This is a genomic window from Streptomyces albofaciens JCM 4342 (assembly GCF_008634025.1).
In the GTDB taxonomy this organism is placed as follows: domain Bacteria; phylum Actinomycetota; class Actinomycetes; order Streptomycetales; family Streptomycetaceae; genus Streptomyces; species Streptomyces albofaciens.
In genome coordinates this window covers 3,533,965-3,558,763 of record NZ_PDCM01000002.1, presented here as the reverse complement: position 1 = coordinate 3,558,763, position 24,799 = coordinate 3,533,965, and the positions used below count along the sequence as shown (strand labels likewise).

The following is a 24,799-nucleotide window of genomic DNA, read 5'->3' as shown; positions in this document are numbered from 1 at the left end:
CGGGCCGGGGCCCGGCGCCCCGGCCGCCCCCGCGCCAGGGTCTTCGGACCCGGGTGCGGCGGGACCGAGGACGGTCGCCGCGGGGACGGGCCACCCGGCACACTGGCATCCGGGGACAACGACAGCTTCAGGAGGGAGAACGCAGTGGGGACCGTAACGCTCGGCGTTTCGATCGCGGTCCCGGAGCCGTACGGCAGCTTCCTCCAGGAGCAGCGTGCGGGCTTCGGCGACCCGCACGCACACGGCATCCCCACGCACATCACCCTCCTGCCGCCCACCGAGGCCCGCGCGGAGGACCTGCCCGCCATCGAGGAGCACCTCGCCGAGGTCGCCGCGGGCTTCGCGCCGTTCCGGCTGCGCCTGGAGGGCACGGACAGCTTCCGGCCGTTGTCCCCGGTGGTTTTCGTCAAGCTGGCCGAGGGCGAGGCGGAGTGCACCGTCCTCCAGGAGCGGGTGCGCGCGGCGTCCGGGCCGTGCGCGCGCGAGCTGCAGTTCCCGTACCACCCGCATGTGACCGTCGCGCACGGCATCTCCGAAGAGGCCATGGACCAGGCGTTCGTGGCGCTGAAGGACTTCGAGGCCGCCTGGACGATCGACGGGTTCGCGCTGTACGAGCAGGGCGCCGACGGCGTGTGGCGGCTGGAGCGGGAGTACCCGTTCGGGACGCCCGCCGCCGGGGTGCCGCACCAGGCGGATCTGTCGCGGCCGCCTACGCCCACCTGCTAGCGGGCGGGCGGGCTCCGGCCGGCTCCCGCACCGGCGGCCGTCACACCGGCAGCTTCCGGAAAATCGCCTGTGGCATATGCCGCAGTAGGGCCATCACCGGCCGCAGCACCCCCGGCACCCACACCACCTCGCTCCGCCGCCGCAGCCCCGCCTCCACCGCCTCCGCGACCGCCTCCGCCGTCGTGGCCAGCGGCGCCGCCGCCAGCCCGGCGGTCATCTTCGTCCGTACGAACCCGGGCCGTACGACCATGACGTGCACGCCCGTCCCGTACAGCGCGTCCCCCAGCCCCTGCGCGAACGCGTCCAGCCCGGCCTTGCTGGAGCCGTAGACGAAGTTCGAGCGCCGCGCCCGCTCGCCCGCGACCGACGAGAGCACCACCAGCGAACCGTGCCCTTGGACGCGCAGCGACCGGGCGCAGACCAGGCCCGCCGAGACGGCGCCGGTGTAGTTGGTCCCCGCGATCCGTACGGCTTCCGCCGGCTCCGCCTCGGCGCGCTCCTGATCGCCCAGCACGCCGAAGGCCAGCAGCACCACGTCGATGTCGCCCTCGGCGAAGACCTTGCCGAGGGCTTCCTCGTGGCCGCCGGTGTCCAGCGCGTCGAAGGGCACCGTACGCACCTCGGCGCCCAGTGAGCGCAGTCGCCCGGCCGCGTCCTCCAGGGCGGGGGAGGGGCGGCCCGCCAGCCAGACGGTACGGGTGCGGCGGGCGATCAGGCGGCGGGCGGTCGCTAGGGCGATCTCAGAGGTGCCGCCGAGGACCAGGAGGGACTGGGGGGAGCCGAAGGCGTCTTTCATGAGGTCCTTTCCGAAGAGGCCGGGCCGTGCCGGGGCCCGGTCACAGGGCGAGGCGGCGCGAGAGGTCGGACGTGAAGACTCCGCGGGGGTCCAGCCGCCCCCGCAGCTCCCGGAACTCCGGCGCACGCGGGTACATGACATCGACCAGCTCCGGCCGCAGCCGGGCGTCCTTGGCCAGGTAGACCCGGCCGCCCGCCGCCGCCACCGCCTCGTCCAGCTCGTCCAGGAAGGCGCCGAGGCCGGGCAGCCCGGCCGGGATGTCCAGGGCCAGCGTCCAGCCCGCGGCCGGGAACGACAGCCACCCGGAACCGCCCGCGCCGAACCGCTTCAGCACCGCCAGGAACGACGGGCAGCCCCGCGCCGCGATCCGTTCCACGACGCGCCGCAGCGTCTCCTCCTGCCCGTGGCCCACCACGAACTGGTACTGCACGAAGCCGCCGCGCCCGTAGATCCGGTTCCAGTGCGGCACCCCGTCCAGCGGATGGAAGAACGCGGAGAGCCGTTGCAGCTCGCCGGTCCGGCGACGGGGCGCCCTGCGGTACCAGAACGCGTTGAACAGGCCCACCGACCGCCGCCCGAGCAGCCCCTCCGGCAGGCCGCGCGGCGCGGGCGGCAGGTGCCCGGGGCGGAAGGCCAGCGGGGCCCGGCGGGCGCGCGCGGGCAGGGCGTCCAGCGGCGCGTGGTCGCCGCGGGTCAGCACCGCGCGGCCGGTCGCCGCGCCGCGCGCCAGCAGGTCGATCCAGGCGACGGAGTAGCGGTAGCGGTGATCGGTGGCGGACAGCCGCGCCAGCAGGTCGTCCAGGTCCGCCGCGCGCTCGGTGTCGACCGTCATCAGCGACGTCTGCACGGGGACGAGTCGGACCGCCGCCGCGAGCACCACCCCGGTCAGCCCCATGCCCCCGGCGGTCGCGTCGAATAGGTCGGTGCCGGGCCGCACGGTACGCACCGCGCCGTCCGCCGTGAGGAGTTCGAAGGACCGCACGTGCCGGGTGAAGGAGCCCGCCACGTGGTGGTTCTTGCCGTGGATGTCCGCGCCGACCGCGCCGCCGACCGTCACGTACCGCGTGCCCGGCGACACCGGCACGAACCAGCCCAGCGGCAGCAGCACCTCCATCAGCCGGTGCAGGCTGACCCCCGCCTCGCACTCCACGACACCCGCCTCGGCGTCGACGCGGCGGATGCGGTCCAGGCCGGTCATGTCCCAGACGGCACCCCCCGCGTTCTGCGCCGCGTCCCCGTACGCGCGCCCGAGCCCCCGGGCGATCCCGCCGCGCGCCCCGCACGTCCGCACCGCCGCCACGGCCTCGCCGTACGAGCCGGGGCGGAGCAGTCGCGCGGTGGTGGGGGAGGTGCGGCCCCAGCCGGTGATGGAGGTGGTGCGGGAGCCGGCCGGGCCGGTGGGCGACGCCATGGAGTGACCGTAATGCGGCAGATATGCGGATTGCCCGAGATCTCGCCCGTCCTGCACGTCCTCCGCACGAAAAGAGTGATTAATGCGGTGGATGGGCTAATCGCGGCGACACGGCGCGCCCGGCCCCGGAGGGTCGGAAGCGGAGCCCCGAAGGGCTTGAGGGATAGGCGCCGGGCGGACCGTACGAAGCGGGCGGTCCGCCCGGCGGGCCGGCCCGATACCGGATCGAGGTGACCCCGCTGTCCCCGGAAGAGATGGATCACTGCCTGCTCGTCGCGCTGCGCGCCCGTGGTTCCGACGCGCGGGTGGCCGCCGTCGCCCGCACCCTCCCGCACGGCGGCGAGCACGGAGCGCTCTGGCTCGCCGCCGGGCCGGCGGGCGCCGCGGCCGACCGGCCACGGCGCCCCGCCCGGCTCCTCGGCACAGTCCTGAGCAGCGGCGCCCACCTGCTGAGCGTCGCCCTCAAGCGCGTCGTACGCCGCCGGCGCCCCCTGCTGCCCGGCCGCGCCCCCCTCGTACGTACCGCGAGCCCGCACTCCTTCCCCGGCGCCCAGGCCGCCTCGGCCACCGCTGCTCGCGGGGAGCGGCCGTGACCGAGCGCACCGCCCTCCTGGAGGAGACGCCGTCCGGCCCCGGAGTGGCCACCGTTCCGCCGCCCGGACCGCGGGCCCGGGCGCTCGGGCTGCCCCGTGGCCTGCTGCGCACCGCCCGCCCCCGCCAGTGGGTCAAGAACGTACTGGTGGCCGCCGCTCCGGCCGCGGCAGGCGACCTCTTCCACCACCAGACCCTGCGCCAACTCCCGCTCCTCTTCCTCCTCTTCACCGCCGCCGCGTCCGCCGTCTACCTGGTCAACGACGCCCGGGACGCCGCGGCCGACCGCGCGCACCCCGACAAGTGCCGCCGCCCGGTCGCCGCGGGCGAGGTCCCCGTGCCCGCCGCCTACGCCGTCGGCGCCCTGCTCGCCGCCCTGGTCCCCGCCACCGCCGTCGTGCTGTGCAACCCCGCCACCGCCGCCCTGCTCGGCACGTACCTCCTCATGCAGCTCGCCTACTGCGTCAGCTGGAAGAACGTCCTGGTCGTCGACCTCGTCGTGGTCACCGCCGGTTTCCTGCTGCGCGCCATGATCGGCGGGCCCGCGCTCGGCATCCCGCTGTCCCGCTGGTTCCTGATCACCGCGGGCTTCGGCGCGCTGTTCATGGTCGCCGCCAAGCGCTACTCCGAAGCGCTCCAGGTGGCGCGTGAGCAGCGTACGGACAAGGGCGAGACGCGGGCCCTGCTGCGCGAGTACAGCGACGGCTACCTGCGCTTCGTATGGCAGCTGGCGGCCGGCGGCGCCGTCCTCGCGTACTGCCTGTGGGCCCTGGAGAGCGGCGGCACCCCGGCCGGCGTCCTCCCCTGGCGCCAGCTGTCCATGATCCCGTTCATCCTCGCCGTCCTGCGCTACGCGGTCTTCGCCGACCGGGGGACCGCGGGCGCACCGGAGGACGTCGTGCTGCGGGACCGCCCGCTGGCCGTCATCGGGCTGGCGTGGACCGGGCTGTACGCGATGGCCGTCGCGGACGTATGAGACGTATGAGACGTGTGGGACGTATGACCGGGGCGAGCACCGCCGCCGACGGCCACCGGACGAGGGCCGACGGTCACCGGACGCGCGCCGACGGCCACCGGACGCGCGCCGACGGCCACCGGACGCGCGCCGACGGTCACCGGATGCGCGCCGACGGTCCCGGACCCGTCGGATGACCGCCGGACCCGGACCCGTCGGATGACCGCCGGACCCGTCCCGCCCGGTGGCCCTGCCCCGCCTGGCGGCCTCGTCCCGCCCGGTGGCCCCGTCCCGCCCGGTGGCCCGCACCGGCCGCCGCCCCGCCGTCTGCGCGCCCTCGCCCCCGAACTGCTCGGCTTCGCGGTCGCCGGCTCCTTCGCGTACGCGGCCGACCTGGCCCTCTTCGTATGGCTGCGCGGCCCGGCCGGAACGGACCCGTTCACCGCCAAGTCGCTGTCCTTCCTGGCGGGCTGCACCGTCGCGTACGCCGGAAACGCCCTCGGCACCTACCGCGCCCGTACCCGCCCCGCACCATCCCCGTACACCGGGCGCGCCGCCCGCACCCCCGCCCCCGTACGCATCCGCCGCTACGCCGTCTTCCTCGCCGTGAACCTCGCCGGCGCCCTCGTCCAGCTGGCCTGCCTCGGCGTCTCGCACCACCTGCTCGGCCTGACCTCCGTGACGGCCGACACCGTCTCGGGCGCGGGCGTCGGCATGGCGCTGGCCACGTGCCTGCGTTTCTGGGGTACCCGGACGCTAGTGTTCCGCCACGCGGGCGACATACCTGTGCAGATGGTGTCGAAGGCTGACGAAGGGTAGGCGGGAAACCATGGATTGGCTGAGCAAACTGCCGGTCATCGGCCCGGTGGTGTCCTGGCTGATGAAGACCCACCTCTGGCGGGCCTATGAACGCATGGGGCACGTGCACTGGACCCGGCTGGCCGCCGCGATCACGTTCACCAGCTTCGTGGCGCTCTTCCCGCTGCTGACGGTGGCCGCCGCGATCGGCGCCGCGCTGCTCAGCGAGCGGCAGCTGCACGATCTCCAGAAGAAGATCGCCGAGCAGATCCCCGGCATCTCCGGCCAGCTCGACCTCGGCGGCCTCGTCGAGAACGCCGCCACCGTCGGCGTCATCGCCGCGGTGGCCCTGCTCTTCACCGGCGCCGGCTGGGTCGACTCCATCCGCGACTGCCTGCGCGCCGTCTGGGAGAAGGAGGACGAGGACACCAACATCTTCGTCGCCAAGCTCAAGGACGTCGCCCTCCTCCTCGGCCTCGGCGGCACCGCCCTGATCTCACTGGCCTGCTCCGGCTTCGCCACCGCCGCGGTCGGCAAGGCGGCCGACGCGCTCGGCCTCGCGGAGGGCGGCGTCGGCAGCGTCCTCCTGTCCGCCGCCGGCTTCTGCATCGCCGTACTCGCCGACTTCCTGCTCTTCGCCTACGTCCTGACCAAGCTGCCCGGCGTCCACCCGCCCCGCCGCGCCGTCGTCACCGCGGGCTTCATCGGCGCCATCGGCTTCGAACTCCTCAAGCTCCTCCTCAGCGGCTACCTCAAGGGCGTCGCCGCGAAGAGCATGTACGGCGCCTTCGGCACCCCGATCGCCCTGCTCCTGTGGATCAACTTCACCGCGAAGCTGGTCGTTTTCTGCGCGGCGTGGACGGCGACACAGCGGTGCGACCCGGAGGCGGAGGCGAAGTCGCTGGACTGCGACGCGACGGGGGAGGACGAGGGGAAGCGGTCCGAGGGCAAGGCTGGGGCTAAAGGGGCTGAGGGGGGCAAAGGGGCCGAGGGGGCCTCGGGGTCCAAGGGGCAGGGGGGCTCGGGGGCGACGGCGTCGTAGCGGGTGCACGGCGTCGTAGTAGGTACACGGCGTCGTAGTGGGTGGACGGGGCGCGGGAGTGGCCGTGCGGGCCGGGCGAGTGGCCGTGCGGGGCGGGCGAGTGGCCGTACGGGCCGAATGAGCGGGTGTCCGGGGGGCGTACGTCCCGTACCCGTACATCCACCCCCTTCCACCCGCTCCTGACCGCGGCCTCCTCCTACTGCCTCCTGCTGCCGCCCACAGTCGCCTACTGCCGCGCGCTACGCCGCGGCCAGCGCCGGTGCACCAGGAACGCGACGCCGCCCAGCACCACCAGCAGCCCGCCCGCGATCGCCGCCGCGGTCCACGCGCCGCCGGCGCCGCCGGACGAGTCCTCCAGCGCGGCCCGCGCCTTGTCGCCGCTCAGCTTGCCGCCCGCCCGCGCGTCGCCCTCCTCGCTCTTGGGCCCGACCAGCCTGCCGACCGGCTCGACCTTGTCGGCCGCCGCGAAGCCCCAGTCGAAGAGCTTGGCCGTCTCCTTGTACGCCTCGTTGTGTTCCTTCTTCTCCGGGTTCATGACCGTGACGAGGAGCTTGCGCTCGCCACGCTGGGCGACTCCGGTGAAGGTGGAGCCCGCGTTGGTGGTCGAGCCGTTCTTCACGCCCGCGATCCCCGGGTACGGCTTGACGTCGTAATCCCCGCTGAGCAGCCGGTTCGTGTTCTGGATGCCGAACGACCCGCGCTTGCCGTCCTTGACCTCGCCCGGGAACTGCGCGCTCACCGTGGAGCAGTACTCCCGGAAGTCCGCGTTCTGCAGCCCCGCGCGGGCGAACAGGGTCAGGTCGTACGCGCTGGAGACCTGCCCCGGGGCGTCGTAGCCGTCCGGCGTCACGACATGGGTGTCCGTCGCGTTCAGCTCCTCGGCCTGCTTCTGCATCTCCTGCACGGTCTTGGCCGTACCGCCGTTCATCGCGGACAGGGTGTGCACCGCGTCGTTCCCCGAACGCAGGAAGACCCCCAGCCAAAGGTCATGGACCGTATAAGTCAGGTTCTCCTTTATCCCCACCAGGCTGCTGCCCGCGCCCATGCCCGCCAGGTCGGCCGGCTTGACGGTGTACTTCTGGTCCTTGGGGAACTTCGGCAGCACCGTGTCGGCGAACAGCATCTTCAGCGTGCTGGCCGGCGGCAGCTGCCAGTGCGCGTTGTGCGCGGCCAGCACCTTGCCGCTCTCGGCGTCCGAGACGATCCAGGAACGCGCCGTGAGGTCCGACGGCAGCTTGGGCGCCCCCGGCTTGAGCTGCACCTGCGTACCGGCCTGCCCCAGCCGGTCGCCGCCGACCTTCGACATCTCGGCGGGCGGCGCCGGAGCCTGCGGCTTGGCGTCTTTCTTCTTCTCGTCCGCGTGCGCCGGGGCGGCGAGCAGCAGCGGCGGCAGCAGCACGGCGGTGCCGGCCAGCGCGGCGGTCGTACGGGTGAGCGCGCGGCGTACGGTCCCGGTGTTCCCGGGGGCCGCGGCGGTCGGATGATCGGCAGAAGTGGTCGGCACGTCGGTGAACGTACCCGTCGACGCGGCCGAACCGGACACCGCCCCACGGAAGAGTGCCCCGGCCGACCGCCGGATGGAGCCGCTGCCCATACTGGATTCCATGAAGCTCTCTCGCCCCGTCTCCTGGTTCCTGCTCGCCTTCGGGGTATGGAGCTGGTTCATCTGGATCACTTTCGCCAAAAACCTGTGGAAGGACGGGAGCGGCCTCGCCTTCGACGACGCGGGTGACCCGACCGCATACTTCTGGGTCCATCTCGCGCTCGCGGTGACGTCCTTTCTCTTGGGGACGGCAATCGGCATCATCGGGTTCCGAGGCGTACGCGCCCTCCGCGGCTCCACCACCACCCCGACCCCCTGACCCCGCCCCACAAGACCCGCAGCCCGCACCACCAGTGCGGAATCTCACACCGACTCAGTAGCCCCCCAACTCCACCACCCCGAACACACCGCCACTCGGACCCGCTTCACCTCTACCCGCCAGCACGCCCGGGTTGAAACCGAGGCGGGGTAAAGAAATGCCCGGGAAATCCTTTCGGTAGGACGGAACGATGGAATTCCACGACCGTTCATCCCGCGTAATGCTTGGTGCGGTCAGGGTGTGGCGGAACTCGTGGGACCGGGGCGGCTTCGGGGAGGCGCGAACGGGCATGCTGTACGGATGAGTTGTGGTGTGCCGAGAGGGTGCGCCGGGGGTGTTGCGCCGACGCATCTGCAAAGTTGGGGAACATTTCGGTGCAGATTCGGGCAAATCATGACTTCTGATCTTGCGGTCCACCCTCTGGAGCCTCTATTTTTTACACTCTTTGCGTTGCCTGTGTGCCCAGGCCGGACTGCCTCGCGGCGGCCGTGACGGGTTCGTGCGGCGGGTGGCGCGGGTAACGGGGAGGACTTCGATGGGCGAGCAGTACCGGGTCGATCTGCACGAGCTGGACAGCGTCGTGCGCAAGCTCAAGGGCTTGCAGGGCGACATGGACGAACCGGGGCAGAAAGTTAAATACGGCACGAATATTCCGAAGTCTGCCTTCGGCTCCAATTTCAACGAAGCTTCGGAACTCGGTCAGGCGCACGACAAGATGCAGCACTACATGACGCAGGTCGTCGACGCGCTCCAGGACCTCATCCGGGAGTTCGGCGAGAAGGCCGAGCGCAGCCGTGGGGCGTACGAGGACCGGGAGCAGGAAGCCCGTACGTCGATGAACGGCTGAGGTCCCGGCAGCACGAGAACGAACAGAACGACGACCGAGGGGGAAGGTCATGGCCGGTGGCTCGATGGACACCGAGGGCAACAAGGCGTACGCCAAGCAGATCGACGAGAAGCACCGGAAAGAGAATCTCAAGCAGTTCGAGCACTACAAGCCCATTCCGGTATCGAAGTCGGACTTCCACCACCACGGGATCGACGCGCTGCGCGCGATGATCGAAAACGCCAGCCCGGAGGCGCTGGAGACTTCCGGCGACCACTGGCGGGCGTCCGCCGACCGGCTGGGCGGCCAGGACGGCCACGGCGGCATCCGCAAGGCGTTCATGGACGCTGTCGAGCACGCTTCGGCCCACTGGCAGGGCAAGGCCGCCGACGCGTTCCGGCGTGAGGCGGCAGAGGTGCTCAAGAAGATCGACCGGACCTACGGGCACGCCCGCAACGTCGAGTCGATGCTGATCGGCACGCGGTCCTCGGGCCCGGAGGCCGGCATCGCGCACAACCTGCGCCAGGCCAAGAAGACCATGTCCGGGATCAAGGACCCGGGCAAGGTGGAGAGCGCCTTCAACTCCTCGGGCGACGACTCCCAGTTCCACCGGGACATGGCCAACCCGAAGATGGACGCCAGGATGGCGCTGGAGGCCAACCGCGACAAGCTCTCCCTGAGCAAGGAGCGCCAGGTCGAGGCGGTCATCGTGATGGAGGAGCTGGCCAACCACTACCGGCTGCAGTCCGGGAAGGTCATGGATCCGCCGGGGCACCCGCCCGGCCCGGGCCACGACTGGCCGACCGAGCCGGGTAACTACCCGCAGGTCCCGCCGGTCAACATGCCGGTGCCCGGCGGCACCCGGCCCAAGCCCACTTCCGTGACCCCGCACGGGTCGAAGGGAGGCAGCGGGTACAACGGCATCGGGGGCGGCGTGAACATCCAGCCGTCACACGCGCCGGTGCACACCGGCCTGGACGGCCTCCAGGGTGGCACTGTCGCCCCGGTCGGCCCCGGCATCACCGGCGGCGGAGGCGGCGGCAACCTGCCCGGCGGCGGTTCGGGCGGTGGCCCGGGCGGCGGTGGCCCGACGGGCGGGTTCATCGCGCCCCTGCCGTACGGCAAGACGGGCGGCACCGGTGGCGGGAGCGCACGTTCGGGCCCCATCGGCCGTGGCGGCGTCCTGGGCGGCAACCGGTCCGGCGGGCCGGCCACCGGACGCCCCGGTATGCCCGGCGGCGGAGCCGGTGCCGTGGGCAGCGGCGCGGGGCGTGGTGGCGCGGCCGGCCGCGGTGGTGCCCAGGCCCGTAAGCCCGGCGGAGTCGTCGGAGCCCCGGGCACCCCGGGGGCCGGTGGCAAGCAGGGCGGTGCCGGGCTGCACCGCAGCCGTGGTGGAACGCAGGCGATGGGCGCTCCGGGCGGCGCGGCGGCGAACAAGCGCGGCAAGGACAAGGAGCGCACCAAGAAGGAGCGCCCCGACTACCTTGTCGAGGACGAGGAGACGTGGACCTCGCAGCGCAAGGTGTCCCCTCGCGTGATCGAGTAGGGATGCACGTGCCGTCGGCGTCGGCTGTATGAAGTGGTACGAAGAAGTGCCCCGCGCGCGCAGTGCGGGGCACTTCTGCAAATCGTGGGCGTTCACCCGGCCGTGGGCGCCCCGCCCAGCGGCTGCCTCCCGGCCACTGTCCGCCCTGAACGGAAGTAGTGAGGAACAAGGCATGAAGGTCACCCGAACCCTGCGCGCGGCCGCCGGTGCCGCGCTGACCGGAGCGCTGCTCCTCACCACAGCGGGTACGGCTTCGGCGGACCAGGCGCGGAGCGCGCTGTGGCCGTTTCAGGCGTACGACGTACAGAGCATCTGGAAGCAGGCCACCGGTAAGGGTGTCACCGTCGCCGTCATCGACTCCGGCTTCCGCACGACCCACCAGGACCTGGCCGGAGCCCTCCTGCCCGGCAAGGACTTCCCCAATCCCTCCGCGGGCGACAAGGAGACCGCACCGCAGGGTACGGACATCCGCGACCACGGCACCGGAATGGCCGGGCTCATCGCGGGCCGCGGCCATGGCCCGGACGGCAGCCAGGGCGTCAAGGGGCTGGCACCGGGCGCGAAGATCCTGCCGCTGTCGGCGGACAAGAGCACTCCGGAGGCGACCCGCTACGCGGCGGATCACGGCGCCAAGGTGATCAACATGTCGTTCGTCGCGGACCCCAACACCCCCGACATGTGTGCGGCTGTTCACTACGCGGTCGAGAAGGGTGTCGTCGTCCTCGCCGGTGTCGGCAACGATGCCCTGCCGGATGAGCGCATCCCGGCCGCCTGCCCCGGTGCCATCGGGGTCGGGGCCGTGGACGAGTTCGGCAAGGCGTGGGAGGGCGGCAACTACAACAAGTCGGTCGACGTCCTGGCGCCCGGCGTGAAGATTCCGTACCCCAACGGCCAGAGCGACTCGGGTTACACCACCGGTGACGGCACCTCGGCGGCCACCGCCTACGCCTCCGCCACAGCAGCCCTGCTGCTCGAAAAATACCCTGACCTCACTCCCGGCCAGATCGCCAATCGCATGGTCAAGACGGCGGGCCTGGCCAAGTCGGTGAAGGCGAAGAACCTCAAGCTGCCCGACGAGCACTACGGTTACGGCTTCATCCAGCCGCTGGCCGCGCTCACCCGCGACATCCCCGCCGGTCCCGCCGCCGGCCCGCTGCCCATGCCGCAGGGCAAGGCGCCGCAGGAGCCTGTGGTCGCGGGTGCCGAAAAGGGGCAGGACCCGAACCCGCCGATCGGCGGAAAGAAGCTGCTGCAGTACGGAGGCATGGCGGTGGGCGGCCTCCTGCTGATCGGGCTCGTCGTGATGGTCATCGTCCTCGTGCGCCGCCGTGGCAACTCCGGGCCGCAGGCCTGGCGCTGACGCCTGCCACATCCGGCCCGGGAAAAATCGTGCGACGACCAGCCGCACCTGCTGTTAGTTTCCCAGGTCATGGACCCCCTCGTAGAAAAAGACATCCGCACCTCCTTCGTAAACTGCTCAAAGGGCGAAGCAAGCCGAATCAACCTCCCCGCGAACCTTTCCACCCTGCCGTGGGAAGACCTGGACTTTCTCGGCTGGCGGGACCCCGGTGCGCCGGACCGGAGTTATCTGGTGGCGCCCCGGGACGGTGGGGTCGTCGGGGTGACGTTGCGGGTGCCGCAGGGGGTGCGGCGGAGTTTTACGAAGACGACGGTGTGCTCGTTGTGTGTGACGGGGCATCCCGGGTCCGGGGTGAGTCTGCTTGCCGCGCGGAAAGCCGGGCCGCTGGGGCGGCAGGGGAATACGGTCGGGACGTATATCTGTGCCGATCTGGCGTGTTCGCTTTATGTACGCGGGAAGAAGAAGTCGGAGCTGGCCGGGCGGCATGAGGAGTCCTTGCCGCTGGAGGACCGCATCGCGCGCATGGTCGCGAATCTCGACGCGTTCCTGGACAAGGTCTTCGAGGGGGAGTGAGCCGCTTCCCGCGAGGTCAGTCGTGGTCGGGGGCCGGCCGGTCGGAGCGGGTGCGTGAGGCCGGGCGGGCCGCGGCGCCTGCTGCCGCCGGGAGGACGAATTCGCTGAGTACGTCGGTGACTTCGCGTACCAGCGGGCGCAGCACCCGGAACCGGGAGGCGGCCACCGCGCGCGCTACCAGCGGGGAGGTCCGTTCGACCAGGCGGCGGCTGCGTTCGCAGTTCTCCGAGCGGTCGTGCACCCAGTACAGGACCAGGCCCATCTGCTGGAGCCACAGCAAGCGGGGGAGTGCTGCCGCCAGTTCCGGGTCGGCCTTGGTGTCCGCGCCGGCCAGTACCTGCCGGTGCAGCGCGATGGCGGCCTCGCGCGGCCCCTCGGAGGCGTCGGAGAAGGGGCTGAGCGGGCTGTCCGGATCGGCGGCGTTCTTGAAGAACTGGGCGGCGAAACGGTGGTACGGGGCGGCGATGTCGAGCCAGGTGAGCAGCACGCCGCGGAGCCGGCCGGCCAGGTCGCGCTCCCGTGCCAGTACGTCCGTCACCGCTGCCGCGTGCTCGGCGGCGATCCGGTCGTAGAAGCCCTGGATCAGGTGTTCCTTGGAGGCGAAGTAGTAGTACGCGTTGCCGACCGAGACCCCGGCCTCCTGGGCGATGGCCCGCATCGTGGTCTTGTCGTAGCCGCGCTCCTGGAAGAGGCGGAGGGCGGTTTCGAGGATCAGGGTGCGGGTGCGGGAGCCCTGGGAGGTGCGCTCGCGGGAGGCCGGGGAGCCTCGGTCGTGGGCGGGGTCCGTCGTGGGGGTGGTGCCGTCATCCGCTACGTCCGGGGCGGGGTCCGTCGTGGGGGTGGTTCGGGCGTCCTTCGCGTTCGGGGCGGGGGCAGCCGTGGGAGCGGTACGGGCTTCCGTCGCGTCCTGGGCTGCGTCCGCCGTGGGAGTGGTACGGGCATCCGCCACCTCCCGGGCCGCGCCGCCGCCCGCCGCGTCCCCCGTACCCTCGCTCGCCACGCCCCGCGCTCCGTCCGTATCCGCCCTTGTCGCATCGTCCACGGCACCGACCCTAATGCGGTCCCCGGCCCGCCCTGGGGCCCCACCCCACCCGCGCCGTGTCGGTGAGCCGGCCCGGACGCCGCGCCTAGAGCGCCTGCTCGGCCAGGAACTTCAGGATCAGGGCCTGCCACTCCTCCGGCCGCTCGGCCATCGGCACGTGGCCGGTCGCGATCTCCGCGTATTCGGCTCCCGGTATGTGCTCGGCCAGGTGGCGGGAGTGGGAGGGGTGGATCAGCTGGTCCAGTGTGGTCGCGATCACCAGGGTCGGTACGGCGATCCCGGCCAGGTCGCCGGTGGTGTCGACCTCCTTGACCAGCGCGGCCTGCTCGGCCGAACCGGCCGGCGGGAGGGCCGGGTCCGGGTCGAGGGCGGCGGCCAGCTCGGCGGGCGGCAGCGCGTTCAGGGCCTCGGGGGAGAGGCCGCTGAGGGCGCGGGCCTGGGCGAAGCCGACATAGTCGCCGCGGTCCAGCAGACGCAGCCACAGGTCGAGCCAGATGTTCGCGCGGTGGTCGGGCCTGGCGAGTCCGGCGGTCAGGACGAGGCCGCGGACCCGCTCCGGGTGGCGCGCGGCGGCCCGTACGGACACCGCCGTACCCAGGGAGAAGCCGATCAGGGTGAATGTATCGACGCCCGCCGCGACGGCCTCCGCCACGAGGGCGTCGGCGAGGGCATCGAGGTCCAGGGGGCCGTCGGCGCGCGGGGTGCGGCCGGAGCCGGGGTAGTCGGGCGCGACGACGGTGTGGCCGGTGGCCGCCAGGGCGGGGACGAGTCCCGCGTAGTTGTCGGCGATGCTGCCGGTCGCGCCGTGGGCGAGCAGGACGCCGTGGGCGGCGGGAACGGTGCCGGGGTCGGCGGGCGTGACGGTGGTGAACAGGGCGGGAAGGCGCGGTGCGGCCGCGGGAATCTGCGTCATGTGGATCAGGTTGACGTCTGACACCGGTGTAAAGGTCAAGTCGCCGGTTAGAGGGACCGGTCGTTCAGGGGAGGCAGTCGATGGCACCTATGGCACCTATGGCACCGATGGCACGGTCGGTGGGGGAGCGCGTGGTCCGGGCGGGAGCGGAGGGGGCGGGGGCGGGGGCCCAGGGAGCCGGGGCCCAGGGAGCCGGAGGCCAGGGAGCGAAGGGATCGCTGCGGATCGGTGAGCTGGCCGAGCGTACGGGGGTCAGCCCCCGGTCGTTGCGCTACTACGAGCAGCAGGGGCTGCTGCGCGCTGACCGCGACGCCAACGGCTACCGCCGCTACGGTCCCGATGCGCCGACCACCGTCGGCCGGATCCGCGAACTGCTCGCCACCGGGCTGAGCACCGACGCCATCCGGGAGCTGCTGCCGTGTGCCCAGGGCGGCCCCGGGCTCGTCTTCTGCGACCGTTCCTGCTCCGCGGTCGAGCGGCAGATGGCGCAGCTGGACGCGGAGATCGCCGAACTGGCCCGCAGGCGCGAGGCGTTGGCGACGTACGCGCACGTCATGCGGCAACGGCGGGACCAGGACCGGGCGTTGGCGGCGATGGCGTTGCGCTCGGCGTGATGCGGTCCCGCCGGGACGGCCCGGCTGCGCCGCGCTGACCTGCGCGAATGTCCTCTCATTCATTTCTCATTGAACGGAATCGGGCTCTGCGGCGTGTACGGCTTGCGAAAGCGGCCCGCGGGTCGGATCCTCGGGTGCACCGCCGTTCGGGGGAACGGTGGGACGGCCACAGCATCGGGGGATTGTTGTGTTACGTGTGCACTTCACGCCGGAGGATCTGAACCGTACGCGGATCGCCGAGGGGGCCGACCCCCTGTGGGAGACCGTGCTGAGCCTGCACCGCCTGCGCGAGAGCCGGACCGAACCGGCCCTGGCCGCCTGGCGGCAGCACGCCGCGCGGCACGGGCCCGGGCCCCTGCGGCTGCTCCTGCCGCTCGTACCGCCGCGCGGTTACTTCCCGGACTTCCTCACACCGGCGGCCGGTTCGGCCGGTGTGGAGCCGGGCCTCGAAGCGGTGATGACGACGCCCCGGCGCCGGCTGCGCACCGACATCGGGATGCTGGCCGGGCAGGCGCACCGGCCGGGGCACGGCCAGCACGCCGCCCCGACCTCCTGGATGCGCTCCCTCGCGGACGGCGAACCCGCCGCGCTGCGCACCCTCGCCCGCAGTCTGCGCACTTACCACCACACCGCCCTCGGCCCCGCCTGGCCGCTGGTCGGGCAGCGCGTCGAGGCCGACCGCACGCTGCGGCTGCACGCGCTGCGCCAGGACGGCACCGAGGCCATGCTGCGGACCTTCGGGCCGGAGATGCGCTGGCGGCGGCCCGTCCTGGAGGTCGGCTATCCGCGCGACGGGGACCTGCACCTGGAGGGGCGCGGCCTGCTGCTCGTGCCGTCGTACTTCTGCTCCCATCCGGTCTCCTTCGTGGATACGGAGCTGCCGCCGGTCCTGGTGTATCCCGCGGCGCCGCTCGCCGAGGCCGCGCCGGAACGGGTGGCGGGGGCGTCCGGCCGGGCCGGGGCCGGACACGCCGAAGGGCTCCGCCTCCGTACGTACGGGAGCGGAGCCCTTCGCGGCTTCCAGACCAGGTTCGGGTCACTGACCGGAACCAGGTTCTAGGGACTGCGCCTTCCGGGGACTGAGCCCGGGATCAGAAGCGACGCGTGATCAGCGCGCGCTTGACCTCCTGGATCGCCTTGGTGACCTCGATGCCGCGCGGGCAGGCGTCCGTGCAGTTGAAGGTCGTACGGCAGCGCCAGACGCCGTCCTTGTCGTTGAGGATTTCGAGCCGCTGCTCGCCGCCCTCGTCACGGCTGTCGAAGATGAAGCGGTGCGCGTTGACGATCGCCGCCGGGCCGAAGTACTGGCCGTCGTTCCAGAACACCGGGCACGAGGACGTGCACGCGGCGCACAGGATGCACTTGGTGGTGTCGTCGAAGCGCTCGCGGTCCTCGGCGGACTGCAGGCGCTCGCGCGTCGGCTCGTTGCCGGTGGTGATCAGGAACGGCATCACGTCCCGGTACGCCTGGAAGAACGGCTCCATGTCCACCACGAGGTCCTTGAGGACCGTCAGGCCCTTGATGGCCTCGACCGTGATGGGCTTCTCCGGGTTGATGTCCTTCAGCAGCGTCTTGCACGCCAGGCGGTTCTTGCCGTTGATCCGCATGGCGTCCGAGCCGCAGATGCCGTGTGCGCAGGAACGCCGGAAGGTCAGCGTGCCGTCCTGCTCCCACTTGACCTTGTGGAGGGCGTCCAGGACGCGCTCCTTCGGGTCCATCTCCAGCTGGAAGTCCTGCCAGGTGGCGTCCTCGGAGACCTCCGGGTTGAACCGGCGGATCCGCAGCGTGATCGTGATGGTGTGCGAGGCGCCGTCCTCGGCCGCGTCCAGGGCCTTGGAGTGCTTTTCGAGGGTGGAGGTGCTCATCAGTACTTACGCTCCATCGGCTGGTAGCGGGTCTGGACGACCGGCTTGTAGTCGAGGCGGATCGACTCCGAGCCGTCTGCCGCCACCTCGCGGTACGCCATGGTGTGCCGCATGAAGTTGACGTCGTCGCGGTTGGGGTAGTCCTCGCGGTAGTGACCGCCGCGGGACTCCTTGCGGGCCAGCGCGGACACGGCCATGACCTCGGCCAGGTCGAGCAGGTTGCCCAGCTCGACGGCCTCCAGCAGGTCGGTGTTGAACCGCTTGCCCTTGTCCTGGATGGACACGTTCAGGTAGCGCTCGCGCAGCTCGCCGATCTTCTCGACCGCGGTCTTGATCGTCTGCTCGGTGCGGAACACCATCACGTTGGCGTCCATGGTCTCCTGGAGCTCCTTGCGGATCTCGGTGACCCGCTCGTTGCCCGTGGCGGAGCGCAGCCGCTCGACCTGCTCCTGGACCATCTTCGCCGGGTCCTCCGGCAGCTCGACGAAGTCGGCGGTGGCCGCGTACTCCGCCGCCGCGATGCCGGCCCGGCGGCCGAAGACGTTGATGTCCAGCAGCGAGTTGGTGCCCAGGCGGTTGGCGCCGTGCACGGACACGCAGGCGACCTCGCCGGCGGCGTACAGGCCCGGCACGACGGTGGTGTTGTCGGCCAGCACCTCGCCCTCGACGTTGGTCGGGATGCCGCCCATCGCGTAGTGCGCGGTCGGCTGGATCGGGATCGGGTCCGTGTAGGGCTCGATGCCGAGGTAGGTCCGCGCGAACTCGGTGATGTCCGGCAGCTTGGCGTCCAGCTGCTCCGGCGGCAGGTGGGTCAGGTCCAGGTAGACGTGGTCGCCCTCGGGACCGCAGCCGCGGCCCTCGCGGATCTCCGTGTAGATGGAGCGCGAGACGACGTCACGCGAGGCCAGGTCCTTCATGACGGGCGCGTACTTCTCCATGAAGCGCTCGCCGTCCTTGTTGCGGAGGATGCCGCCCTCACCGCGGGCGCCCTCCGTCAGCAGGATGCCCATCCGCCAGATGCCGGTCGGGTGGAACTGGAAGAACTCCATGTCCTCCAGCGGCAGCCCGCGCCGGTACGCGGCGGCCTGGCCGTCACCGGTCAGGGTGTGCGCGTTGGAGGTCACCTTGAAGAACTTGCCGGTGCCGCCGGACGCGAAGATCACGGCCTTCGCCTGGAAGACGTGGATCTCGCCGGTCGCCAGCTCGTAGGCGACGACGCCGGCCGACTTCTTGACCCCGTCGACCTCGTTGAGCAGCAGGTCCAGGACGTAGAACTCGTTGAAGAACTCCACGCCCTCCTTGACGCAGTTCTGGTACAGCGTCTGGAGGATCATGTGGCCGGTGCGGTCCGAGGCGTAGCAGGACCGGCGGACCGGGGCCTCACCGTGATTGCGGGAGTGGCCGCCGAAGCGGCGCTGGTCGATGGTGCCGTCCGGGGTGCGGTTGAACGGCAGGCCCATCCGCTCCAGGTCCAGGACCGAGTCGATGGCCTCCTTCGCCAGGATCTCGGCGGCGTCCTGGTCGACCAGGTAGTCGCCGCCCTTGATCGTGTCGAAGGTGTGCCACTCCCAGTTGTCCTCCTCGACGTTGGCGAGGGCGGCGGCCATGCCGCCCTGGGCCGCGCCGGTGTGGGAGCGGGTGGGGTACAGCTTCGTCAGGACCGCGGTGCGGCTGCGCTTGGTGGCCTCGATGGCCGCGCGCATGCCCGCGCCACCGGCGCCGACGATGACCGTGTCGTACTTGTGGATCTTCATGAGTCGGTTACCTCAGCCCCGTGGCCTAGCGGATGTTCGGGTCGAAGGTGAAGATCACCAGCGTGCCCAGAAGGACGGTGAACACCGTCGCGGTGTACAGCAGCATCTTCAGCCAGAAGCGGGTGTTGTCCCGCTGCGCGTAGTCGTTGATGACCGTGCGCAGGCCGTTGGCGCCGTGCAGCATCGCCAGCCACAGCATCACCAGGTCCCAGACCTGCCAGAACGGCGAGGCCCAGCGGCCCGCCACGAAGGCGAAGCCGATCTTGGAGACACCGCCGTCCAGCACGAGCTGGAGCAGCAGGTGGCCGAGGACCAGGACGACCAGCACGATGCCGGACAGGCGCATGAACAGCCAGCCGTACATCTCGAAGTTCGTACGGGTCGTCTTGGGCGTCTTCTTCGTACGCTTGCGGGGCGGCTCGATGACGGGAGCCGGGTTGTCCACGTCGTACAGGGACACGGAGTCGTTCACAGCAGGAGTCGTTTCAGCAGACATCGCGCGTCATCAGCTCCCGAACAGGGTGCGCAGCGTGTGCTGCAGCACCGGGTAGAAAGCGCCGGCCATCAGGACGGCCCACACACCGACAACGGTCCACAGCAGCTGCTTCTGGTACTTCGGTCCCTTGGACCAGAAGTCCACGGCGATCACACGGAGGCCGTTGAGCGCGTGGAAGAGGATGGCGGCGACGAGGCCGTACTCCATCACGTTGACGAGGGGCGTCTTGTACGTGGCAACGACGTCGTCATAGGCCTCGGGGGAGACGCGGACGAGTGCGGTGTCGAGGACGTGCACGAACAGGAAGAAGAAAATGAGGACGCCGGTGACTCGGTGAGCCACCCAGGACCACATGCCTTCCCGGCCGCGGTACAGCGTTCCAGCCGGCACGGAAAAACCCTCCGGGAGCGGGGATTGGGGCCTGCCGGCTTCTCTGTCGGTCTGGCCCGGCCGGGTACGGTCCACCGGCCCCGGCCATCGTAGCGACGGACTGTCGGTTCCTCCCGCCGGGGTCCTCAGGTGTGATCAAACAGGCACGTACGGACTATCGCACGAGGGCGGTCCGGCCCTGTACGGGAGGCGGGGAGCGGGGTAAGGGGCGGGTCTTCCCGGGAGCGGGCCTCTCGGGGCGGGTGGCCCTGTCCCGCGGGCCGTGGGGCCGGGCCTCTCAGGCCCGGGACGCCGCGAGGTGGGCCAGCCGACCGCGGACGATCCGGCGCAGCTCGTCGGCGGTGACGGCCCGCTCTTCCTCGGGCTCGTTCCCGAGCCGGTCGTGGATCGCGGTGAGCACCGCGTTCAGCACTTCGGTGTCGCGGAAGCCGTCCAGGCAGATGACGAAGGCGTGCCGGAACCGGCGCTCGTACTCGGCCTGTGCCGCGCGCAGCGCGGTGTGTGCCGCGAGCGTGCCCGGCCCGCGCGCGCCGACCAGCGGGCGCGGCGAGACGGACTCCCCGGCCAGCGCCTCGTCCAGGTCGTCCGGCGTCAGGTCGTAGCCGGCCTCGTCGGCTGCGGCCAGCAGGGCGTCCAGGTCGGGGTACGGTCGGTGCGCGGCCAGGCGGCGGGCCCAGCGGCGGCTGGCGCAGCAGCGCAGCAGGGCGGCCTCGGCGACGTCGGTGGCCGCGGCGTTCAGCCGTGCCAGGCCGGCTGTACGGGGCCGGGCGGTGGCGCCGGACGGCGGTGACGGCGCCGGCGGGATCGTCCGGGAGGGCGTGGCGGGCCGGGGAGCGCGCAGCGGTGTCGGCGGGGCGGCCGGGGTATCGCTGGGCTGCATGGTCTCCTCGGGGCGGAGAACGCCGGATCAGGGCGGCCGGAGTGAGCGGCCGCGACGGATCGCGCGGGGCCGTGGGCTCCGGGAGGGGTGAACGGGTGAGACGACACCGTAACGACGTCTGTCGATCGCTGTCCGACGGATGCGCGAATTTCACCCGAATGAGAGAGATTCCGCGCGCGTAGTGGACGGCTACGTCTGTCACCAGGCAATACCTTCGCCCCGGAAAGGGAGGTTTTGCGTATATGAGGACCGGAAAACTGGCCGCGACGATCACGGCGGGGGTGACGGCCGCCCTCATCGCCCTGGCCGCCGCGGGCTGCTCGGACGGCGGCACTCCGCGGGGAAGCGGGAGCGGCGGCCGTACCCCCTCCGCCGCGCCCACCCCCACCTGGGACCCGGTGCAGGGACCGCCGCGCACCGTGCCCGCCGTACAGAAGTTCAGCGCTGCTGAGGGGCGCGGCTGGCGGCCCACCAAGCAGGCCCGCGTCGTGGTGCCCGCGGGCGAGAAGAGCCCGGTCGCCGACGAGGCCAAGCGGTTCGCCCAGGAGCTGGGCGGCCTGCGGACGGTCTGGGGGAAGCAGACCGTACGGCCGGGCGACGTCGAGCTGAAGCTGTCGCCCGGCGACGGGGCCGGACGCGCCGACAACGCCCCCGTGTACGACACCGCCGACGAGGCCTACACCCTGACCGCCCGCGGCACCCGCCTGACCCTCACCGCCCCCACCGACGCCGGGATCTTCAACGGCACCCGTACCGTCCTGCAGTCCGTACGGACCTCCGGCGGCGTCCCCGAAGGCACCGTCGAGGACCGCCCCGACCGCGCCCAGCGCGGCTTCATGCTGGACATCGCGCGCAAGCACTTCGACGCCGGGTGGATCGAGGACCGCATCCGCGACCTGGCGGGCCTCAAGCTCAACCAGCTCCAGCTGCACTTCTCCGACGACCAGGCCTTCCGCATCGAGAGCGAGAAGCACCCCGAGATCGTCTCCGCGGACCACCTGACCAAGGACCAGGTCCGCCACCTGGTCGAGGTGGCCCGCGGGCTGCACGTCACCGTCATCCCGGAGATCGACTCGCCCGGCCACCTGGGCGCGGTGCTGCGCGCCCACCCGGACCTCCAGCTGCGCACCGCCGCCGGGCGCGCCGAGCGCGGCGCCATGGACATCTCGCAGCCGGGGGCCGCCGCGATCGTGGACGACCTGCTGCGCGAGTTCGCCCCGCTCTTTCCCGGGAAGCACTGGCACCTCGGCGGTGATGAGTACCGGGCGCTGGCCGACCGGTCGCCCGCCGAGACCTATCCGCAGCTGGCCCGCGCCGCCCGGGAGAAGTACGGGGACGGCGGCACCATCGAGGACCTGGCCACCGGCTGGCTCAACGACCGGGACAAGACCGTGCGCGCGGCCGGTGCCCGGCATGTCGAGGCGTGGAACGACGGCTACTTCCCGGACACGGACGTCGAGCCCGACCCCGGCCGCACCGTCGCCTACTGGACGGGCAAGGAGATCGGCGCCCGCGAGCCGGGCGCCTACCTGCGCGAGAACCGCAAGGTGATCAACCTCAACGACGAGTACCTCTATTACGTCCTCGGCGAGCCCAACAACATGCCGTATCCGACCGGCGAGCGGATCTACAGGCAGTGGACCCCCGGGGTGCTGCGCGGCACCGAGCCCGTACCGGAGTCGTCGTCCGGGCCCGACCGGGTACTGGGGGCGCGCTTCGCGGTGTGGTGCGACCTGGCCGATGAGCAGACGCCGCAGCAGGTCGCCGACGGCATCCGGATGCCGCTGCGCGCGCTGGCGCAGAAGGTCTGGGATCGCCGCGAGCCGGCCCTGTCCTGGCAGGACTTCAAGAAGCTGGCCAACCAGGTCTGAGCGGCCAAGGCCGGCTGCGGCGGGAGGGGACGACCGGGGCCGCCACCCCCCACAGGAGAGGCCCCGGCCGTCGTTCCAGTGGAGCCCGGTGAGGGGCCCCTGTTCCCTACAGCGCCGCGCGCCGCGAAAGCGTCACAGGGGGCGCGCGGCGCGGTGCCGTTCGTACCGCGCGCCCGGGCCCCGGCCGTGCCGTGCACGTGGTCCGCCGCCGTACCGCGCGCCCGGGCCCCGGCCGGCCGGGCGGGCTCTGGACGCGGGGTGTGCCCTGCCCGTAGCGTGCGGGTCCGCGCCGCCCGGCGCGGTCACCGGGCGTACCCGTCCGGTGGTGCGGAGCGGCAGGCCGGAACGGTCCGGAACAGCCCGGATGCCCGGGGAGCGGGCGGGTCGGGATACCGTCAGCGGGGACACACGGGTTACCAGGAGTACCCGCGGTCCCCGAGAACAGTGAATCAGCGAGGACCGGGCGGCGGACTTTCCGCGTGCGACAGGATGGACCCGTGCGAGGGGACGACATTCAGCCGGACGACGGCCGGCTGACGGTCGCCGTACAGGCGGCACAGGACGGAGACGAGGCGGCGTTCCGTACCGTCTACCGCGCCGTGCATCCCCGGATTGTCGGATATGTACGGACCTTGGTGGGAGACGCTGACGCCGAGGACGTCGCCTCCGAGGCCTGGCTCCAGATCACCCGCGACCTGTCCCGCTTCAGCGGCGACGCCGACCGCTTCCGCGGCTGGGCCGCGCGGATAGCCCGCAACCGGGCCCTGGACCACCTGCGGATGCGCGGCCGCCGCCCCGCGGTCGGCGGCGACGAAACCGAACTCGCCGACAAACCGGGCGCATCGGATACCGCCGACGAGGCCATGGAAGCCCTCGGCACCGGCCGCACCTTCCGTCTCATCTCCCGGCTCCCGCAGGACCAGGCCGAAGCCGTCGTGCTACGGGTGGTGGTGGGCCTGGACGCGAAGAGCGCGGCCGGGGTGCTGGGCAAACGGCCCGGCGCGGTACGCACCGCCGCGCACCGCGGACTGCGGCGGCTGGCCGACCTGCTCGGCGACGGCGGCGAGGACGGCGGCGACACCGCGTCCGGCCGCGGCGGCGGCCGGGGCAAGGGCGGCGGACCCCTGGGAGGTTCCCTGGGCGAGGTGCCCGCACAGGGCATCGCACGGGGTGAGGGCGCGGCGGAATCGTACGTACCGGGTGTGACGGAAACGGCCGCACGAACGCAGAAGGACATGTGATGGCCGACGACCGGTACGACTGGCTCGACGAGGAGGCCGCGGAGCGACTGCTGCGCGGCGAACCCGCCGGTTCCCCGGACGGCGTCGGCGCCGCGGAACTCACCGCTCTGCTGAACGCCGCCGCCGCGGCCGGCCGGAACACGGCCCCGGACACGGCGCTGCCCGGCGAGGAAGCCGCCGTCGCCGCCTTCCGGCAGGCGCGCGCAGAGACTTCCCACGAGCAGGCGCGCGCCGATGCCGCCGCGCCCGTCGCGGCCCCGGCCGGTGGCGCCGGCACGGCCGAGCTGGGCACCGTACGGGCACCGCGCGGCGCCGGACCCGCCACGCGCCCCCGCTTCGGACGCCCGCTGAGGCGCGGATTCATGGTGGCGCTGGCGGGCTGCGCGCTCGGCGGCGTCGCCGTGGCCGCCGGCGTGGGCGTGCTGCCCACGCCCTTCCACGGCGGAACCGGCCCCGGCCCCGCCACCAGCGTCTCGGCCGCCGAGACACCCGGCGGGGCCACGACCGACGGCACGGACACCACCACCGGCGGCACCTCACCGGTCCCGGACGCCACCCCCGGCACCGACCGGCCCGAGCCGCCGGCCACCGACGCCGGCGACAGCGGCGGCACCCAGTCCCCCGCCCCGGGACGGACCGGACAGAGCACCCCCGGCCAGGACCCGACCGGCGACGACGGAAACCGCTCCGACGACGACCGCGACCGCAAGCCGGACGCCAAGGAGAAGCGCCGGCTCGGCACCGCGTTCTGCCGTACGTACCTCTCCCGCCAGGGCTCCGGCCTCGGCCAGGACACCCTGCGCCGCCTGGAGCGCGCCGCCGGCGGCCCGGACAAGGTGCAGGCCTTCTGCCGCCAGTTCCTGTCCCACGGCAAGAACGGCGCATACGAGGGCGGACGCCACGACGGCGACGGCAAGGACGGCCACGGCCGCGGCGACCACGGCCAGGGCGGCCACGGACAGGGCCACGGCAAGGGCGGCCGGGGCAACGACGAGGACGACGACCGCCACGGCCGCGGCCCGTCCTTCGGCTTCCCGTTCCCCGGCGCCCACCGGACCGCCACCGACCCCGCCGCCACCGTCACCACCACCCCCGGCGCGCCCGGCGAACTGCGCATCCCCGGAGCGCCCCGCGTCACGCGGGTGTGACGTTTTCCGGGCCCCCGGCGCAGTACGTGGTGAAGCCGACTGGTCATCGGCTCGCGCACGAGCCGGGGTTCCCCCCGTACCAACGGCTCGTCGCACCGG

At 72.3% G+C, this 24,799-nt stretch carries 25 protein-coding genes; 15 read left to right on the top strand and 10 right to left on the bottom strand.

The window, feature by feature from the left end; all coding sequences use genetic code 11:
* Positions 1-144 precede the first annotated feature (144 nt).
* A complete protein-coding gene (locus CP973_RS35400; RefSeq protein WP_150248132.1) occupies positions 145-726 on the top strand; it encodes a 2'-5' RNA ligase family protein in 582 nt (193 codons plus the stop codon).
* Positions 727-766: 40 nt separating this feature from the next.
* Here the strand turns inward: CP973_RS35400 and dprE2 are convergent, their stop codons facing one another.
* Both dprE2 and dprE1 read right to left on the bottom strand, forming a co-directional pair.
* Positions 767-1,522, bottom strand: coding sequence for a decaprenylphospho-beta-D-erythro-pentofuranosid-2-ulose 2-reductase (gene dprE2, locus CP973_RS35395; protein WP_150248130.1), 756 nt, complete (start codon positions 1,520-1,522; stop codon positions 767-769).
* 40 nt (positions 1,523-1,562) lie between these two features.
* The gene (dprE1, locus tag CP973_RS35390) at positions 1,563-2,933 is read right to left on the bottom strand and encodes a decaprenylphosphoryl-beta-D-ribose oxidase (RefSeq protein ID WP_150248128.1); all 1,371 of its coding nucleotides are present in this window, start codon (positions 2,931-2,933) and stop codon (positions 1,563-1,565) included.
* Between the two features lie 230 nt (positions 2,934-3,163).
* On the opposite strand from dprE1, the gene CP973_RS40270 reads away from it, so the two are divergent.
* From CP973_RS40270 to CP973_RS35370, 4 genes are all read left to right on the top strand, one after another.
* Positions 3,164-3,526, top strand: coding sequence for a hypothetical protein (locus CP973_RS40270; protein ID WP_167538574.1), 363 nt, complete (start codon positions 3,164-3,166; stop codon positions 3,524-3,526).
* Positions 3,523-4,500: a decaprenyl-phosphate phosphoribosyltransferase gene (locus tag CP973_RS35380; RefSeq protein WP_150248126.1), complete on the top strand. Its 978-nt coding sequence runs from the start codon at positions 3,523-3,525 to the stop codon at positions 4,498-4,500. The genes CP973_RS40270 and CP973_RS35380 overlap by 4 nt, the downstream gene beginning before the upstream one ends.
* A 198-nt stretch (positions 4,501-4,698) precedes the next feature.
* Positions 4,699-5,298 (top strand): GtrA family protein, encoded by a 600-nt coding sequence (locus tag CP973_RS35375; RefSeq protein ID WP_150248124.1) that lies wholly within the window; start codon positions 4,699-4,701, stop codon positions 5,296-5,298.
* Between the two features lie 10 nt (positions 5,299-5,308).
* Entirely contained in the window at positions 5,309-6,319 is a 1,011-nt protein-coding gene (locus tag CP973_RS35370) for a YihY/virulence factor BrkB family protein (protein ID WP_150248122.1), read from the top strand.
* A gap of 226 nt (positions 6,320-6,545) precedes the next feature.
* Here the strand turns inward: CP973_RS35370 and CP973_RS35365 are convergent, their stop codons facing one another.
* Entirely contained in the window at positions 6,546-7,913 is a 1,368-nt protein-coding gene (locus tag CP973_RS35365) for a D-alanyl-D-alanine carboxypeptidase family protein (RefSeq protein ID WP_483025205.1), read from the bottom strand.
* A 10-nt stretch (positions 7,914-7,923) separates the two neighbouring features.
* Between CP973_RS35365 and CP973_RS41235 the strand changes: the two genes are divergently transcribed.
* From CP973_RS41235 to CP973_RS35340, 5 genes are all read left to right on the top strand, one after another.
* Positions 7,924-8,181, top strand: a complete 258-nt coding sequence (locus tag CP973_RS41235) for an SCO4848 family membrane protein (protein WP_150248118.1) — start codon at positions 7,924-7,926, stop codon at positions 8,179-8,181.
* A gap of 535 nt (positions 8,182-8,716) precedes the next feature.
* Positions 8,717-9,028: a hypothetical protein gene (locus CP973_RS35355; protein WP_150248116.1), complete on the top strand. Its 312-nt coding sequence runs from the start codon at positions 8,717-8,719 to the stop codon at positions 9,026-9,028.
* Between the two features lie 49 nt (positions 9,029-9,077).
* Positions 9,078-10,553, top strand: a complete 1,476-nt coding sequence (locus CP973_RS35350) for a WXG100 family type VII secretion target (RefSeq protein ID WP_150248114.1) — start codon at positions 9,078-9,080, stop codon at positions 10,551-10,553.
* Positions 10,554-10,725: 172 nt separating this feature from the next.
* Positions 10,726-11,913: a S8 family serine peptidase gene (locus CP973_RS35345; RefSeq protein ID WP_150248112.1), complete on the top strand. Its 1,188-nt coding sequence runs from the start codon at positions 10,726-10,728 to the stop codon at positions 11,911-11,913.
* 69 nt (positions 11,914-11,982) lie between these two features.
* Positions 11,983-12,486, top strand: coding sequence for an FBP domain-containing protein (locus CP973_RS35340; protein WP_150248110.1), 504 nt, complete (start codon positions 11,983-11,985; stop codon positions 12,484-12,486).
* A gap of 16 nt (positions 12,487-12,502) precedes the next feature.
* Here CP973_RS35340 and CP973_RS35335 read toward each other — a convergent pair whose 3' ends face one another.
* On the bottom strand, positions 12,503-13,486 hold the full coding sequence (locus CP973_RS35335; protein ID WP_244410198.1) for a TetR/AcrR family transcriptional regulator: 984 nt from the start codon (positions 13,484-13,486) through the stop codon (positions 12,503-12,505).
* A 127-nt stretch (positions 13,487-13,613) separates the two neighbouring features.
* Positions 13,614-14,441 (bottom strand): alpha/beta fold hydrolase, encoded by an 828-nt coding sequence (locus CP973_RS35330; RefSeq protein ID WP_150248108.1) that lies wholly within the window; start codon positions 14,439-14,441, stop codon positions 13,614-13,616.
* A gap of 98 nt (positions 14,442-14,539) precedes the next feature.
* Here CP973_RS35330 and CP973_RS35325 point away from each other — a divergent pair, with 98 nt between their 5' ends.
* Entirely contained in the window at positions 14,540-15,055 is a 516-nt protein-coding gene (locus CP973_RS35325) for a MerR family transcriptional regulator (protein WP_341874872.1), read from the top strand.
* Between the two features lie 196 nt (positions 15,056-15,251).
* On the top strand, positions 15,252-16,115 hold the full coding sequence (locus CP973_RS35320; protein ID WP_150248107.1) for a hypothetical protein: 864 nt from the start codon (positions 15,252-15,254) through the stop codon (positions 16,113-16,115).
* 31 nt (positions 16,116-16,146) lie between these two features.
* Here CP973_RS35320 and CP973_RS35315 read toward each other — a convergent pair whose 3' ends face one another.
* The 5 genes from CP973_RS35315 to CP973_RS35295 all read right to left on the bottom strand — a co-directional run bounded on the left by CP973_RS35315 (position 16,147) and on the right by CP973_RS35295 (position 20,440).
* On the bottom strand, positions 16,147-16,920 hold the full coding sequence (locus CP973_RS35315) for a succinate dehydrogenase iron-sulfur subunit (RefSeq protein WP_030373203.1): 774 nt from the start codon (positions 16,918-16,920) through the stop codon (positions 16,147-16,149).
* Positions 16,920-18,674, bottom strand: coding sequence for a succinate dehydrogenase flavoprotein subunit (sdhA, locus tag CP973_RS35310; protein ID WP_150248105.1), 1,755 nt, complete (start codon positions 18,672-18,674; stop codon positions 16,920-16,922). The genes CP973_RS35315 and sdhA overlap by 1 nt, the downstream gene beginning before the upstream one ends.
* A 25-nt stretch (positions 18,675-18,699) precedes the next feature.
* Positions 18,700-19,170: a succinate dehydrogenase hydrophobic membrane anchor subunit gene (locus tag CP973_RS35305; protein WP_030181769.1), complete on the bottom strand. Its 471-nt coding sequence runs from the start codon at positions 19,168-19,170 to the stop codon at positions 18,700-18,702.
* A 9-nt stretch (positions 19,171-19,179) separates the two neighbouring features.
* Positions 19,180-19,560, bottom strand: a complete 381-nt coding sequence (sdhC, locus tag CP973_RS35300; protein WP_003985924.1) for a succinate dehydrogenase, cytochrome b556 subunit — start codon at positions 19,558-19,560, stop codon at positions 19,180-19,182.
* Between the two features lie 277 nt (positions 19,561-19,837).
* Positions 19,838-20,440 (bottom strand): 2-oxo-4-hydroxy-4-carboxy-5-ureidoimidazoline decarboxylase, encoded by a 603-nt coding sequence (locus CP973_RS35295; protein WP_150248103.1) that lies wholly within the window; start codon positions 20,438-20,440, stop codon positions 19,838-19,840.
* A 242-nt stretch (positions 20,441-20,682) separates the two neighbouring features.
* On the opposite strand from CP973_RS35295, the gene CP973_RS35290 reads away from it, so the two are divergent.
* From CP973_RS35290 to CP973_RS35280, 3 genes are all read left to right on the top strand, one after another.
* On the top strand, positions 20,683-22,311 hold the full coding sequence (locus tag CP973_RS35290) for a beta-N-acetylhexosaminidase (protein WP_150248101.1): 1,629 nt from the start codon (positions 20,683-20,685) through the stop codon (positions 22,309-22,311).
* Positions 22,312-22,808: 497 nt separating this feature from the next.
* Entirely contained in the window at positions 22,809-23,552 is a 744-nt protein-coding gene (locus CP973_RS35285; protein ID WP_150248099.1) for an RNA polymerase sigma factor, read from the top strand.
* Entirely contained in the window at positions 23,552-24,700 is a 1,149-nt protein-coding gene (locus CP973_RS35280) for a hypothetical protein (RefSeq protein WP_208853359.1), read from the top strand. Before CP973_RS35285 ends, CP973_RS35280 begins: the two co-directional genes overlap by 1 nt.
* The last annotated feature ends 99 nt before the right edge of the window (positions 24,701-24,799 follow it).